At 30.6% G+C, this 14,568-nt stretch carries 13 protein-coding genes; 2 read left to right on the top strand and 11 right to left on the bottom strand.

The genetic code is table 11. The features are described 5' to 3' along the window. Window positions 1-60: 60 nt before the first annotated feature. From FS85_RS16445 to FS85_RS0111780, 3 genes are all read right to left on the bottom strand, one after another. A complete protein-coding gene (locus FS85_RS16445) occupies window positions 61-1,341 on the bottom strand; it encodes a restriction endonuclease subunit S (protein WP_010136516.1) in 1,281 nt (426 codons plus the stop codon). Continuing rightward, a complete protein-coding gene (locus tag FS85_RS0111775) occupies window positions 1,331-2,959 on the bottom strand; it encodes an HsdM family class I SAM-dependent methyltransferase (RefSeq protein ID WP_010136517.1) in 1,629 nt (542 codons plus the stop codon). Before FS85_RS0111775 ends, FS85_RS16445 begins: the two co-directional genes overlap by 11 nt. Window positions 2,960-3,151: 192 nt before the next feature. Beyond that, the gene (locus FS85_RS0111780) at window positions 3,152-6,214 is read right to left on the bottom strand and encodes a type I restriction endonuclease subunit R (protein WP_010136518.1); all 3,063 of its coding nucleotides are present in this window, start codon (window positions 6,212-6,214) and stop codon (window positions 3,152-3,154) included. Window positions 6,215-6,467: 253 nt separating this feature from the next. Here FS85_RS0111780 and FS85_RS16885 point away from each other — a divergent pair, with 253 nt between their 5' ends. Further along, window positions 6,468-6,662 carry a hypothetical protein gene (locus FS85_RS16885; protein WP_010136520.1) on the top strand — a complete coding sequence of 65 codons (195 nt, stop codon included), beginning with the start codon at window positions 6,468-6,470 and terminating at the stop codon, window positions 6,660-6,662. Window positions 6,663-7,057: 395 nt separating this feature from the next. On the opposite strand, the gene FS85_RS16750 is transcribed toward FS85_RS16885, so the two are convergent. The 8 genes from FS85_RS16750 to FS85_RS0111830 all read right to left on the bottom strand — a co-directional run bounded on the left by FS85_RS16750 (window position 7,058) and on the right by FS85_RS0111830 (window position 13,051). Further along, window positions 7,058-7,222 carry a hypothetical protein gene (locus FS85_RS16750; RefSeq protein ID WP_010136522.1) on the bottom strand — a complete coding sequence of 55 codons (165 nt, stop codon included), beginning with the start codon at window positions 7,220-7,222 and terminating at the stop codon, window positions 7,058-7,060. Between the two features lie 361 nt (window positions 7,223-7,583). Beyond that, window positions 7,584-8,429 (bottom strand): nucleotidyl transferase AbiEii/AbiGii toxin family protein, encoded by an 846-nt coding sequence (locus tag FS85_RS0111800; RefSeq protein WP_010136523.1) that lies wholly within the window; start codon window positions 8,427-8,429, stop codon window positions 7,584-7,586. After that, on the bottom strand, window positions 8,419-9,402 hold the full coding sequence (locus FS85_RS0111805) for a type IV toxin-antitoxin system AbiEi family antitoxin (RefSeq protein WP_010136524.1): 984 nt from the start codon (window positions 9,400-9,402) through the stop codon (window positions 8,419-8,421). The genes FS85_RS0111800 and FS85_RS0111805 overlap by 11 nt, the downstream gene beginning before the upstream one ends. Before the next feature lie 337 nt (window positions 9,403-9,739). Continuing rightward, window positions 9,740-10,156, bottom strand: a complete 417-nt coding sequence (locus FS85_RS0111810; RefSeq protein WP_139062208.1) for a hypothetical protein — start codon at window positions 10,154-10,156, stop codon at window positions 9,740-9,742. A gap of 8 nt (window positions 10,157-10,164) precedes the next feature. Beyond that, a complete protein-coding gene (locus FS85_RS15630) occupies window positions 10,165-10,446 on the bottom strand; it encodes a YccF domain-containing protein (RefSeq protein ID WP_010136526.1) in 282 nt (93 codons plus the stop codon). Between the two features lie 490 nt (window positions 10,447-10,936). After that, on the bottom strand, window positions 10,937-11,101 hold the full coding sequence (locus FS85_RS16755) for a hypothetical protein (RefSeq protein ID WP_160162399.1): 165 nt from the start codon (window positions 11,099-11,101) through the stop codon (window positions 10,937-10,939). Between the two features lie 43 nt (window positions 11,102-11,144). Continuing rightward, entirely contained in the window at window positions 11,145-12,068 is a 924-nt protein-coding gene (locus tag FS85_RS0111825; RefSeq protein WP_010136527.1) for a hypothetical protein, read from the bottom strand. Then, a complete protein-coding gene (locus FS85_RS0111830; protein ID WP_010136528.1) occupies window positions 12,065-13,051 on the bottom strand; it encodes a hypothetical protein in 987 nt (328 codons plus the stop codon). Before FS85_RS0111830 ends, FS85_RS0111825 begins: the two co-directional genes overlap by 4 nt. Window positions 13,052-13,213: 162 nt before the next feature. Here FS85_RS0111830 and FS85_RS0111835 point away from each other — a divergent pair, with 162 nt between their 5' ends. Then, window positions 13,214-14,467, top strand: a complete 1,254-nt coding sequence (locus FS85_RS0111835; protein WP_029489447.1) for a Y-family DNA polymerase — start codon at window positions 13,214-13,216, stop codon at window positions 14,465-14,467. Window positions 14,468-14,568: the final 101 nt, after the last annotated feature.

Here is a 14,568-nt window from a genome sequence, read left to right on the forward strand (position 1 = left end):
ATTTTCTTTCAATTATATACTTTAACACCTCTTTTCTATAACATATACAGAATATCTATATTATTTTTTATTCCCATATTGAACAGATTCCTCTGCCACCATGCCTAACTCTTTTTCTGCTCCACCAATCGTTACCTGCCCATTCATTAACATAGGCAACAACCAATCTCTTAATTCTGAGAGTTTTTGGTTTTCTTCATTATTAGAAATAATTTTACTTAAAGTGGATTTGAAAAAAATATTTGCTTGTTGTTGAATTTTATCTGTTGCTTTTAAAATTTTTAAATCATTAATATCTCTGGCACTTAAATGAGCTACAGTTGTTCGTGATACATTTTTCTCTCTAGCTTTAATATATGGCTCTATTGAATATTTAGTTTGAATTTCGGAAATAGAATTAGAAGATGTTCTTATTCTTAAACATCTTTGATTTAAATAACAACCTTCTTTATTCCAATAATTTATATGAAAATTACCATCCATTCCAACTAATAAATCTCCTTTTTCCAATTTGTATTTCTCATGAACCTCCTCGGTTGAGAAATTTGAAATTGTACAATTTAAAATATCTCGTATCCTTATTACTGGTACTCCCTCAGATTCTGAATTAAATAATGTTGTACTGAAAGGAAATCCATACTGTAAATCCATTTCATCTATCAAATAATTCACTTCCCACCCCTCAGGAATTTCTCTTTTTATATCTTCATTAAACTCCATTTTACCACCAGATGATTTGTAGGGTTTTCCGTTGGCATCGGGAAAATCAAACTGGACAAACCAATAGTCGTACAGGGTTTTGGCCATGGCTTCTAACTCCGCATTTATTTTGTTGTTGATTTCTATTTTGGCATCTAAATCGGATAAAACTTTGGCGATTTGTTTTTGGGTAGTTGGAATATTGATTTTGAGATTTTGCATCGCTTCTTTAGTTAAAGCGTTTCTTGTACCACCAACCCCACATATCTGCATTAAATATGGTTTAAGATTAATTAAAAAATAATTCACAAATCTTGAATCATATTCTGGTTTACATCGAATTATGCTGACATGTTGATTTACTCTAGCAGGTAAAACATTATTTGGAACCAAACAAGTTCTAGCAATTGAATCTCCTGTTATATTAAAAAGAATATCTCCTTCTTCAACAGTTACATTGTTTAATTTTTTAGCTTGTTCCTCATCTATAAAAGCTAAACCATTTTTTGAAAAAGAAAAATCATATACATTTTGACTCCTAATTAAAGAAATACCCTCATTTTTATATGCACTTTGTCCTCCTTTAGGAGTTGCTCCACTTCCTATTTTTAAAGTAATTTCTTCTAAAGTTTTAGTTTTCATACTTCAAACCTTTTAAATTCTTCTGGATTTCCACTTCTAAAGTTTTAGACTCTGCAAATAGATTTTCTAAATTGCTTTCAAATTCATTCATTTTGGTGGCAAATTCTTCTGCTGTAATGTCTGTATATTCAATTTTTACTTCAAAATACTGTCCTGCACTCAGGCTGTAGTTTTTGGCTTTTATTTCCTCATAAGAAACCACTACAGAAAAATCATCTTCTGCTTTTTTGGAGTTAAAAATGTTGATAATTTTTTCTTCTTCAAGCTCACTTAACACCGTTTTTTGGTTTTTACCCTCTTTAACCGTAGTTCCTAAGTTAGAAGCGTCTATCAACACTACATCTCCTGTATTGGCTTTGTCTAAAAACAGAATAGATATGTTGGTACCTGTGGTAGCAAAAATATTAGAAGGCATGGAAACCACTCCTGCCAACATTTTACTTTGCACCATTTTTTGTCTAATCTTTTTATCTATACCACTTTGTGCCGTAATAAAACCTGTAGGTACTACAATGGCTGCTTTTCCTTTGGTTTCTTCTAAAGAATACATAATGTGTTGTAAAAACATTAGGTAAATAGCCATAGATTCTTTCTTTTTGGCAGGTACTTTAGGAATTCCTGCAAAAAAGCGTTCGTGGTTTTCTTTGGTGTCTAAATCTGCACTGTAATCAGAAAAATCTAATTTAAACGGAGGATTAGAAACTATATAATCGAACTTTTTTAATTGTCCGTTGGCATCCTTATGGTAAGGGTCTAAAATGGTATTTCCTTTTACAATGTGTGGAATGGAATGCACCAAATTGTTTAACACCAAGTTTAAACGCAACAGGTTAGATGATTTTTGAGAAATGTCTTGAGAGTAAATAGAACACTTGTCTTCTCCAATTTGGTGGGCTAAATTCATTAATAATGTCCCCGAACCTGCAGAAGGATCGTAACAGGTTACATTGCTAACGCTTTTGTTCACCAAACAACGAGCCATGATTTTGGCTACGGCATGGGGAGTAAAATACTCTGCATATTTCCCTCCGCTGTTAGAGTTGTAATCTTTGATTAAATATTCAAAAATAGCTGCAAAAAAATCGAATTTTTCTGTAAAAATTTGCTCAAAACTAAAACCTGCTAGTTTGTTGATAATGGCTTTGCAAAAACCATCTCTATCATCGGTAACATACTTGCTTAGGTTTTCAAACAACACAATTTTTTCACCTCCGTGGGTTACTACCGAGAAAATAGCACTGTTGCTTTCTGCTACAGCTAACAAGGTATTGTCAAACAATTCAGAAAAATTGTCTTCGTTTTGTTTGCTGTGTAAATACGATATAAACTGATGGGGTTGTATGACTGCTGTACTTTCGTTAAGCTCATAGGTTAACATTTCAAAATCCTCATCGCTTAGTTTGGCAATTTCCTGTTCAGGATTTTTGGCATTGGCTAGATTAGGGTCTGCTTTTTTTAATTCATAAATAAACTTATCGTTTAAGAATTTGTATAAAAATACTTGGGTGATGATTTTGAATTCGTTTCCATCATTTCCTAAACCATAGTTGGCACAAACACTTTTTAAGTCGTCTATCAATGCTTTGGTTTGGGTTTCAAAAGCTAATACTGTTGTCATTTTTTTATTTTGTGTTTTTTATAGTTGTTCTCGATACTCTTTCTCATGCTTCGAAAGAACTCGAACTGACATTCTTTTTTTCTTAGAATTGCATCTCGACTCTACTTCGATAAACTCAGCACAGGCTGATGATTCCTCCTTTTATTCTCGATACATCCTGAAACGAGTTCAGGACACTCGAATTGACATTGATTATCCTACGTTACCGTAATATTCATTCATATATTCTTTTACAATGATTTGTTGTACACGTTTGGTGTCTTCTATATTCATAGTAATCTGTTGTTTTTTCTTAAATTCTGTAACTATTAAACGTCTCATGAGTTTCTCCACGTAATTTTCGTTTTCTAACAAATTGGTATTTTGTAACAATTCATTATCAATGGCATTTTTTAAACCAGATAAAGCCTCAAACAATTGCTGTTCGGAATCAGTTAAAGGATCTTTTTCTAGTAATCTTTTGTGTAAACGCGTATATTTTTCATCGTTGTTATACTTGGCTTTTAACAACTGATTTTTACGTTCTAATTCTCTAGCCTTATCGTAAATTTTATTCAATTCTATGATGTTGGCTTCCATGTCTTCTTTGGTTACCTCGTTTAAATTTTTCTTTTTAAACAAACGTTCCAATTCTTCTTTTAAAGAAATAAACTGAGGATCTTTTTGATCAAAATTCCCACCTAGCCCTTCTCTTGTTTTACGAAGTGTATCTTTTAGTGCATCTGCCAAAACCATTTCTTCTTCCTTTACTTTGGTAAAAGCAAAAATAACATCCTCTAAAGCTTCGTTTAACAAGTTGGTAGCATCTACATTGTTTTCTAAAGTTTCTTTGGTGTTGATTAAAGCCAAACGTCTATTGGCTTCGTTAGACAAGACATTTAAGGTTCTAAAATCTAATTTTTCTAACAATTCATAATTCCCAGACAAACGGATTAAGTTGTACAAACTTTTGGCATTGTTTAAAGCCTTGGCAATTTCTTGTATTTGCTTTTTATTGTTTATTTGGTCTATTTGCTGTCTGAATACTTCTTTATTTTGGGTATCGTAATAAAACAAGACCTCTTTTATTTGCTTAATTTCTTGTTGAACTTCTTCCTCCGATTTAAAGAGTGCTGAGTAATGCTGTAATTCATCACCCAATTCCGATTGTAACTCTTTAAAATAGTCTTGATTGGTTTTGTCAAACTCTTTTTGTATGTCTGCAAAATCTACTACATAGCCATATTTAAACTCCTTATAAGTTCTGTTTACTCTGGTTAAGGTTTGTAATAAGTTATGTGCTTTGATCACACGACCTATGTATAGTTTTTTTAAACGTTTGGCATCAAAACCAGTTAATAGCATGTTGAATACAAACAAGATGTCAATTTTTCCTGCTTTGTAATCTTCTACCCATTGTTTGCGTTGTTCTTTGTCACCAATATCATGAAGAATGACCTGTGCTCTTTTTACCTTTCTTAATGCAGCTTGTTGTTTTCCATAAGCTTCTGCATCTTCGGCAACCATAGACAAAACTTCTGTATTTGCATATTTGCTATCAAAAATTTCTTGCATCATTTTGGCTTGTTTGGACGAATCGCAAACCACCATAGCACCAATTGAATTGTCATTCATGGATAAACGTGCCTTTTCAAAATCTGTTACAATATAATGCAACATAGGCTCTACAAAACTTCTATGTGCATAAGCATCCTCAGCTTTAATGTTTCCTTTTAATGTTGAAATATCTTTTAAAATATCTTGTAGCTGTAATTTATAAGACGTTTCAATTTCTTCACGAATCAACCTTAACGTATAACCATCTTTGATGGATGAATTGTAGTAATACTTGTGTATATATTCTCCAAACAAGGTTTTAGAATTGTATTCTTCACCCAAAAGGGGGGTTCCTGTTAGTCCTATTTTAATAGCATGCTTATCCGACTGCTCTAAATTGGCTAAAAAACTACCTTTTGGATTGTAACTACGGTGCACTTCGTCTAAGAAAAATACACGTTGTATGTTTAAATTGTAATCGTTGTTTTTAATAACATCCGGATCGTCTTTAAACTTTTGAATATTGACTACCGTTATTTCTGCTTTACCAGAGTCGTTGTGTATGGCTAAATTAGATTTGATGTCTTTGGCAAAAGCATCTCTAGAGTTTATTTGATGTACCACCAAACCACGAGCTTTAAATTCTCTAGCAGCTTGAATCAACAAATCCAATCTATCTACAATAAAATAGAATTTAGGAACGATGCTTTTCTTTCTAAAATAATGCGTTAAATGTTTTACATTGTAATAGGTTAAAGCTGTTTTACCACTTCCTTGAGTATGCCAAATAATTCCGTTTTTAATTCCATTTTCAATTTTATCCTCAATAGCTTTTGTAGCAAACAATTGAGGATACCTCATGATATGTTTTTGTAACCCTGTACTTTCTTTTACATAAGCAAAAGCAAATTCTAACAGAAATAACAAACGTGGTTTTTGAAGTAAGGATGTACAAATACTATTGGTGGGTGTTTTTGGACTTTTATTGGTTACAAATTCAGGAGCATTTTTAATACTCAATAAATTATTGTCTTTTAATACTTCATTTTCTTCTTGCTCTGTGACAGGTTTTAATAAAGACTTTAAATTAAACTCTTGTTCTTCCCTAAAATAATTAAAAATAGGTTTGTGATAAGAAGTAGCAGAATAAAAAGCTCCTTGTAAAGGAATGGTAGCTTCATCATCATATTCCATATTGTTTGAAAAGATTAACAATTGAGAAATATTGATAAACTTTCTAAACTTCTTGTTTTGGAATCGGGATTGCATTCGTACATGCTCGTCTTGAATTCCTTGAAGATTATTAGGCTTTTTTACTTCTATAAACACCAATGGCATTCCATTAACCAGTAAAATGATATCTGGCCTAAACACTTCATCATCTTTTTGATATGGTAATTCTGTAACAACATGGAAGCTATTGTTTTCTATGGTGTCAAAGTCTATAAGCCTAACACCAGAACGAGCCGTTAACTTTTCAAAAAAAGCTCTTCCTAAATCTTCATTTTCTAAGGATAGAGAGATTTCTGTATACAGTCTATCAATCTCAGTTGTATTTAAATGAGGATTAATTTTCTGAATTTGTGTTTTGAATATTTCAGTAAAAATATTGGTGCTCAAGTCCCATATCTGATCTTTTAATGATAGATATTTATATCCTAAACTAATGAGATGTAATATTGTGGGAATTTTTACCCTAGAGTCTTCGTTAAACTTCATTCTTCTTATTTACATAGCCGTATAAGATGCTAAATATACAAAGTACTTTCGTAAATTCTATAGTGATTTATTGGTATTTGTTAGGGTTTGAAGTTTATATTTGTATGGATTGCATTTGTTTGGTATTTGGTAAAAAGACTTTGGGTTGAAAATAGAAGGCGTTTAGTGAGTGTTTTTTTAACTAGACCATTGATACAAAGCACACACTTACCATCACTTACATGTTGTTTTTATTTCTTTTAGGGTAAGTATTATGATTTACATTCACAATTATGAAACTCCTAAGTATTTATCTACTTGTTGTTTTGCTTTACGATTTTCTAATTCTTTTGCCACTGCTCAAGGGACACATACTTTATTAACCGGGTTTAAAAATGTGCTTAAAGATTTTGACAAAATTATGGCCACAGGAATTCCTACAATAGTGATGAAAAGAGCCATAATTTGAAAAATTGTAACAATGGCTAAAGCCAAACCAAAAGGGAAGTATAAAATGGAAACTATGACACCATAAGCTTTCCACGCTTTATTTTGTTCGTTTTTTAAGTTGCTACGGCTTACCATTTCATTTGAAAAGGGGTTTAGTAATAACCTTGATAATTGAACCAACCCTAGACCTATTGGAGCTCCAACAATCGTTAGGATTAAGATGGAACCTATGATTAATGTTTGCTAATTTTCTCATTGTTTTATTTGCTTGAATTTGATGTAAAATAATCACTTATATGTGTAATCTATCTGCATACAAAAAATTAAATGCTGTTATTTGATATTAAGTACTCACAACTATAATATCTAAAGTATTTTTGTTATTTGCCTAATCTCATAATCACTATAAGAACACTAAGTATTTATTCCACGATTGTAGTTCCCTTTTTGAATAGGTGTTTGGTACAAATTATACATTTCGTGAATGACTTCTTCTAAATTAAGATCGGCTAAAGATTCTAAAGTGATAACTAGATTGTCGTAAACTTTTTCATGAGCTTCTAATAGATATTTATTCAATATTTCGAGTATTCTTATTACAAAAGCTTCTTTGAATTCACAGAACCTTAATTCTATTTTATGAGGTAAGCTTAATTTTGAGTTTCTGTTATCTTATCGTCTCGAATGATACAGATACGTATGATATGATCTTGTTCATGAGGTTTTCCTCTTTCAAAAATCACCAATTCCACTTTTTATTTTTTTCTGTATCTGGATCTTGGTATACTACAGAGAAATCCCTCTCCATATCTTCTAACTCAAAACCATACCCTTCATTCAGCTTAACAACCACTTATCTCTTTTGCGCTGATTTTTTTTACAGCACCTGACACCAAACAAATAAGTTGATTATCCTCTAACACAATTTCTTTATCACTCATTATTTTTCTATTTCTTTAACAATATTTTCATAACACGCTACCACTTGTTCATAAGGGTAAATTCTGTTTGTTTCCATTACTTGATTTATTAGTAGGCTTTCTTCTTTTAAATCTAATTCTCTTTTTACTATTTTAATTACTTCTTCTTTTACTTCTGTACTTTCTTCTAATATTTGCCATAAGTGTTTTCCTAATATTTTTGCACCTGCAGCTATTTCTGAAAAATCATTAACTTCATATATTTCAGTATAAAACTCTATTGCTTGTGTTTGATGTATAGAAAGATAATTTGCCATGATAAAACACATATCATCAGCATCTTTGTTTCCTTTTTTAGCTCTGTCTTTCCATGCAAATATTTTTAATAAAAATATTCCTGATAAATTAGCAACTTCTATTTCTAGCTCTTGATCAATTACAATTTTTTTGGTCGCATTAGCAACCTCATTAAATCCTAAGACAGACATGGCAAAATCTTCCGTTGGAGGCCAATATATTTTGCAATCTTCTCGCATTATATCTCCATAAGGAACTATATCTATTTGAAATGTTTTATTATATAAAAATCGTTGGTTTTGTTGTGTATCTTTTTCAAATAATCCTGAAGTAATTAATAAGTTTTCTATTTTTTTATATTCCTCCCAATTGTTTACTGCTATCGCTATGTCTAAATCATAAGTTAATCTACCTGAAGTTTCATTATGAATCTCCATAATAATATCTCTTGCAGTTGCTCCAATTACATAAAAATGTATATTTTCAGGACTAAAACAAGATTGTAAATCGACCAATAACGGTTTAAGTAAAGGATGACTTAGTTTATCAGTGTTGATTTTATATTCCATCTAGTCCTATCATTTGAGCTATTTCAATATTTCTACCAAAACCACTATTCATTAAATCTGTATATACTAGTAACTTAGGGGCTAATTGACTACTATTAAAACTATTAATATTCCAAAATTTTTGATATACATCTATATTTCCATGCTCATCTGGAATCATTTTATACTCTTTACTAAGTTCTGACAAGGGTAATTGAGTATAAATAATATGTTTTTCTGGTCTCAAATTATTTGTCAAGATAGAAGCTGCGGTTTCTCCACTTAAACAAACTTCTCTATTGTTATTGTTTATTCTAAAACCATTAGATTCATTTCCTATAAATTTCATTCTTTTCCTAAAGATTCTAGGTCTCAAAACATCATTATATGAAAACATCCACTTCTCTAACAATTCTTTCTTATTTTTTAAGACTCTTTTAGTTTGTGTTTTCACTATAAAATTTAATTCTTCTAATTCTTTCATTACATTGCTTACAGACCCAATAGAAACTCCTGTTTCCTCAGCAATCTCTCTATAAGACTTCATTAAGAAGTCTTGATTATTTAATAAATAAAAAATTATTTTAATTCCAGTTTCTTGAAAAGCTCTTGATTGGTTTTTCTTTTCTGTTGTCTTTCTTTTTTGACCATCTATAAAAACAAAGATACTCCTGTAGCTTATAAAAGCATTTCCTGAAACATCAATATAGTTGATGTTTCTCTCTCTAAATTCGTTCATGATTGATTTTGAAATATACTTAGCCACTACAACCACTGGTTTTGATGTATTTGACCGTAACTCATTAACAGCACCTAGAATCATCCCAAAATTCGAATTTCGAATATCCGCTTTTAAACAAACTACAAATTGCTCTTCAAAAAAACTTAATACAGCATCGTATTCAGGCCTAGTACTATTAACCTCTATATTTCTTTTTATCAAATTTTCTAGTTGGTAAATAGACTCATACAAGAAATCATTATCTTTATACATAACTAACTGTTCAATAATTTAACATGTTCATTGTCACTGAACACTCAAATATAATGAACATCAGAAACATAGTAAAGGAATAACTATTCTTTTTAAAAAAAATATTTTTATGCTATGTTGAGAAAATCTGAATAATATAAAATGTTTTACTCTGAAATTATATTATAGGAAATAAATAAATGATTAAACGATCTTTTATCTCACTAATTTTTATCAAAAGCTACTAAATTAAATAGTTATTCGAATTTTTGATCGTTCTAATTCATACAAAACTACCTGTTCACTTCTTTTTAACTGAATTTTATTAGAAGTCATTTTGATTATTGTTTTAGGAAATTCATGCATTTGTTTCTAGTATATTTCCATTATTAACCATATGATATTTAGGTTCTTTATTCGATTTTTTTAACCACCATCTACACATAGAACTTTCAAACTGTAGCCATACTTGTCCTTTGTTATAAAACACCAGTCTATCTTTATCATATACCTCAATATCTTTGTCAAACAACATATTATTCTCTTGAGCTTGATTCAGAAATTGCTCTATTTTTTGAGGTAATATCATCTGATGCCAATCTATCTCAGGGATAAAGTATTGGCCTACAATTACCTCTATTTTGTTTCTATTCTTTCTAAATAGTTTCCACGTGTATCGTGATTTTGACATGTCAAAATCACAAGTACACAGTTTGAATTCCCTTTCTAAGTCACACATTTTTTTTAAGTTTTGAGAGTAGATATTACTATTCATATTTAGCATTAAGACACACCTAAATATTTATCTATTTGTTGTTTTGCTTTACGATTTTCTAGTTCTTTGGCAACAGCTCTAGGTACACATACTTTATTAACCGGATTAAAAAACGTACTTAAAGATTTTGACAAAATGATGGCTACAGGAATACCTACAATAGTGATGAAAAGTGCCATCATTTGAAATATTGTAAAAATGGCTAAGGTCAAGCCAAACGGAAAATATAGAATAGAAACAATGATACCTTTATATTTTTCATTTGGTGTATTTTCATCTAGCCACTGCATCTTTTCATGTTCAGTAGGGATGCCACCATAGGTTTTTATTAGTTTTTACTCACTCTGTGCATAAGAAAAGCTTATAAATAGGATTAGTAATGAGATTAAAAAATTTGTTTTCATAAGTGTTATTTGTTTGAATTTGATGTAAAATAATTACTTAAATGTGTAACCTATCTGCATACAAAAAAATTAAATGCTGTTATTTGATACTAAATACTTACAACTATCATGTTTAAGGTGTGTTTTTGTTTACTTAAGCTCATAATCACTATAAGAACACCAAGTATTTATACCACGATTGTAGTTCCCTTTTCTAATAGGTATTTGATATAAATTGTACATTTTATGGATGACTTCTTCTAAATTAAGATCGGCTAAAGACTCTTCGGTGATGATTAAATTGTCGTAAACTTTTTCATGAGCTTCTTATAGATATTTATTCAATGTTTCGAGTATTCTTATTGCAAAACTTCTTTGAATTCACAGAACCTTAATTCTATTTATGAGGTAAGCTTAAGTTTTGAGCATCTAGTATTAACTTATTTATTGTCATTAATGGTTTGTCTGGACTAATGATTGTTGAAGCACCCACCAAATATGGTATTGTTAAACCGTTTTCATAACCATTATCCCATAGTAGCATGTTAAAACTTGGTGCCATTGTGGGGTGTTGGTGTACATTGTGAAAACGTATCTTTTTAGTATTATTTATACACTTGTGAATTTAAATGTAAATACGTTTCAGTATCGTTAGAGAAAAATAAATTGTTGTCTTTAATGATAAAATATTTTATGGTTTTATTTAAATCATAATTGTGAAATATCATTTCATCTTCATGTGCAATGGTAATTTTTTTATTTTTTGGCACATTAAAGAAAAGAAGGCCTGGTTCAAGATTATTGTTAGACATTTTTTCTAAAGAAAGAATACTGTCTATTTTTAGAAATTCAGCCGAATTTATAACGCTTTCATCAATATCGTTTTTAAAGATAGCTGGGTGTGATATACTATGTATAGAAATAACAGCCTTATTTGGTATACTATCTTGGATATAGTTTGCTTTTATCTTAAATACTTTCTTACCCTTTTGTTTTTTAAACATTATAGATTTATAAGTTTGAAAAGTTATTAGGTACTGGTTATTTGATTGTTCTTTTTCCCATTTACCAACAAAACAAGTTTTTAGTATATTGGTGTAAATTTTGTTTGGATTATTAAAGTATTTTTCTCTGTATGAATCTAGATTGTATTTGTTTTTTATAATAGGATGAGTTTCTATGTATATCGCATATCCTCCATTTTTAGACTCGTTTAACCCATCTAGATACAGGTATGTTTCTTCTACTACTTGTCTTTTATTATAGCTTATTGTATCTTGAAAACTAAGTGCTTGCGTGTAATTTAAGTATTCGGTGTTAGTGTACACACCATCATCAACGAAGTGAACAGTTTCCTCAAAAATTCTAAGTTGAAATAAATTTTCATTCTCTATTTTAATAGCAATAGTGTCTGGATTTTTAAAGTTCACCAATTTAAGTTTACCTATTCTTCTATACCCACTACCACTTAAACAACTGGTTAAAAAAAACACTAATGTTACAACACTAAAATAAATTACCTTTTTCATAATGATAGGTTTATATGATTATAGTCTACACCAAACGTCTTTGTTCTTGGTTTTGGCCTTGGATGGAATGGATTATGAGACATGTTATAATGAATCCACTTTTGAATATCCCAATAATAGGGTTGATAAAAAGAGTAATGGACTCTTATTTGGTTTTTGATATTTAGCTGATATTGGATCCTGCCTTGATTGTAAAATTGTTGTTTTTTGTTTTTATATATGATATTGTCTAGTTTTAGCAAGTCAACCGTTTCATATAAATTGGATTGGTAACCTGTATAATTATCATATCTTATGACGTAATCTGTAAAAAAAGCATGATCATCTTTAAAATATAACCCTAGGGATCCACCGCCAGACCAATACCTATCATAACCATCACCCAAGCCTATTTTTTTATAAGGAGGCCCATCATTATAATATGCTAATCTAAAATTTAATACCGATATGCTACCTATACCAACTTGTTGATTCCTATTATGACCAATTCCATTTACAAATGTAGTTCCGAGACTAAGAGAATAATCCAAAGGATCTAATAAGCTATTGTAATTATTCCCTAACCCAACAAAAACAGGTTTCCCAGACACTTTATTACTGGCATGAAAACCAGATAAAACCATAAGACTATTGCGTATTTCGAATATAAATTTTCCTTTTTCTGTATCGAGAACAGAAGAGGCTAAGCCACCTCTAAAAATTTCAACTAATGATTGAGCTCCAATAAGCGAATGAAAGTTATCTATCCTAACTAAACCTTTGATATAAGATAAGGAAGTAAATATTCGAAAACTGGAATTATCCCTTATTCCAAGATCTAGTATAGCACCAACATTAAAGGATAACTTGGATTTGTTATGATCTAAGATATCACTCCTATATTGATTTAAACTATTTTCAATATTACTATATCCTAAAAAATTACTTTGTCCTAAAGCTACTTGGAAACAAAATAAAGTAATTATTATTAATATATATTTCATAGCATCATTTTTCCTATAAATATACCATATTATACTGAATATCAAATAGTATACAGTATAATATGATTACAAATAAAATGCATACCGAATTCATCTATGCATCCTGAGCACACTTATCAACAATTTATTTGCAATCAATTCATATCCTTTAACTTTGTATTTATGTATGCACTTGTAGATTGTAATAATTTTTATGCTAGTTGTGAGCGTGTGTTTAGACCTCAGCTAAATGGAAAGCCTATTGCGGTGCTATCAAATAACGATGGTTGTGTGATTGCACGAAGTAATGAGGTAAAGCCTTATGTACCTTTGGGTGCACCCGCATTTAAGTTTAAAGAGGTGTTTAGACAACATAATGTTCATGTATTTAGTAGCAACTATGCTTTGTATGGAGATTTGAGCAATAGAGTGATGAACGTATTGCGAACTTTTACTCTAGATGTAGAAATCTATTCTATTGATGAGGCTTTTTTAGAATTTAAAGGTTTTGAACATTATGATTTACAATCTTACGGTGTAACTATCAGAGGAACTGTATTGCAGCACACTGGTATTCCGGTTAGTATTGGATTTGCTCCGACTAAAGCTTTGAGTAAGATTGCCAATAAGATTGCAAAGAAGTTTTCTGATAGAACTAACGGTTCTTATGTGATAGATTCTGAAGAAAAAAGAATTAAGGCTTTAAAATGGACAAAGATTGAAGATGTTTGGGGCATTGGAAGAAAGTTTTCACAAAGATTACAAGCTAGAAAAGTGATGACTGCTTATGATTTTACTCAACTGCATGACCAGTATGTACGTAAGGAATTTTCTATTGTTGGTTTGCGTTTGAAACATGAATTGGAAGGGAAATCGAGATTGGCTTTGGAGGAAGTAAAAAATAAAAAAGCGATTGCTACTACACGTAGTTTTGATAGAGATATTGAACAGTATGCTGTTTTAAAAGAACGTGTGGCAACTTTTGCTTGTTCTTGCGCGGAGAAATTAAGAGTCCAACAAAGTAATTGTACCACCATTATGGTGTTTGTATTGACCAATCGATACAAAGACAATCAGCCGCAATATAGTCGAAATGTGAATATACAATTGCCTTACCCAACCTCATCTAGTATTACCATTAGTCAGTATGCACAAAAGGCTTTGAAAGCTATTTATAAAGAGGGTTATGCTTATAAGAAAGCAGGTGTGATTGTGATGGGAATTCGACCAGACAATGAAACGCAGTTGAACTTGTTTGTGAATGAGAATCCGAAACATGATGCTTTAATGAAAACTATTGATAAAATAAACAATCAATTAGGAGTACATAAACTAAAAGTAGGTGGACAGGGTTTGGGTAGAACCTGGAAAATGAAACAAGAAAAGTTATCACCTAGATACACTACTCATTGGGATGAAGTTTTGGAAGTGGAGTGATTGGTGTTTAAAATCTTGAAGATGCTATAATGGTGAGTGGAAAGGAATTATAGGGTCAGATATTATAGTTGATAGCATTGTATATAAAAACACCTCTTTGT

The organism is Ochrovirga pacifica (assembly GCF_000220525.1).
GTDB classification, from domain to species: Bacteria; Bacteroidota; Bacteroidia; order Flavobacteriales; family Flavobacteriaceae; genus Ochrovirga; species Ochrovirga pacifica.

Coding starts and splice junctions, on each gene's coding strand:
- FS85_RS16445 (WP_010136516.1), bottom strand. CDS start 1,341: ATGAAAACTAAAACTTTAGAAGAAATTACTTTAAAAATAGGAAGTGGA.
- FS85_RS0111775 (WP_010136517.1), bottom strand. CDS start 2,959: ATGACAACAGTATTAGCTTTTGAAACCCAAACCAAAGCATTGATAGAC.
- FS85_RS0111780 (WP_010136518.1), bottom strand. CDS start 6,214: ATGAAGTTTAACGAAGACTCTAGGGTAAAAATTCCCACAATATTACAT.
- FS85_RS16885 (WP_010136520.1), top strand. CDS start 6,468: ATGATTTACATTCACAATTATGAAACTCCTAAGTATTTATCTACTTGT.
- FS85_RS0111800 (WP_010136523.1), bottom strand. CDS start 8,429: ATGGAATATAAAATCAACACTGATAAACTAAGTCATCCTTTACTTAAA.
- FS85_RS0111805 (WP_010136524.1), bottom strand. CDS start 9,402: ATGTATAAAGATAATGATTTCTTGTATGAGTCTATTTACCAACTAGAA.
- FS85_RS0111810 (WP_139062208.1), bottom strand. CDS start 10,156: ATGAATAGTAATATCTACTCTCAAAACTTAAAAAAAATGTGTGACTTA.
- FS85_RS15630 (WP_010136526.1), bottom strand. CDS start 10,446: ATGCAGTGGCTAGATGAAAATACACCAAATGAAAAATATAAAGGTATC.
- FS85_RS16755 (WP_160162399.1), bottom strand. CDS start 11,101: ATGGCACCAAGTTTTAACATGCTACTATGGGATAATGGTTATGAAAAC.
- FS85_RS0111825 (WP_010136527.1), bottom strand. CDS start 12,068: ATGAAAAAGGTAATTTATTTTAGTGTTGTAACATTAGTGTTTTTTTTA.
- FS85_RS0111830 (WP_010136528.1), bottom strand. CDS start 13,051: ATGAAATATATATTAATAATAATTACTTTATTTTGTTTCCAAGTAGCT.
- FS85_RS0111835 (WP_029489447.1), top strand. CDS start 13,214: ATGTATGCACTTGTAGATTGTAATAATTTTTATGCTAGTTGTGAGCGT.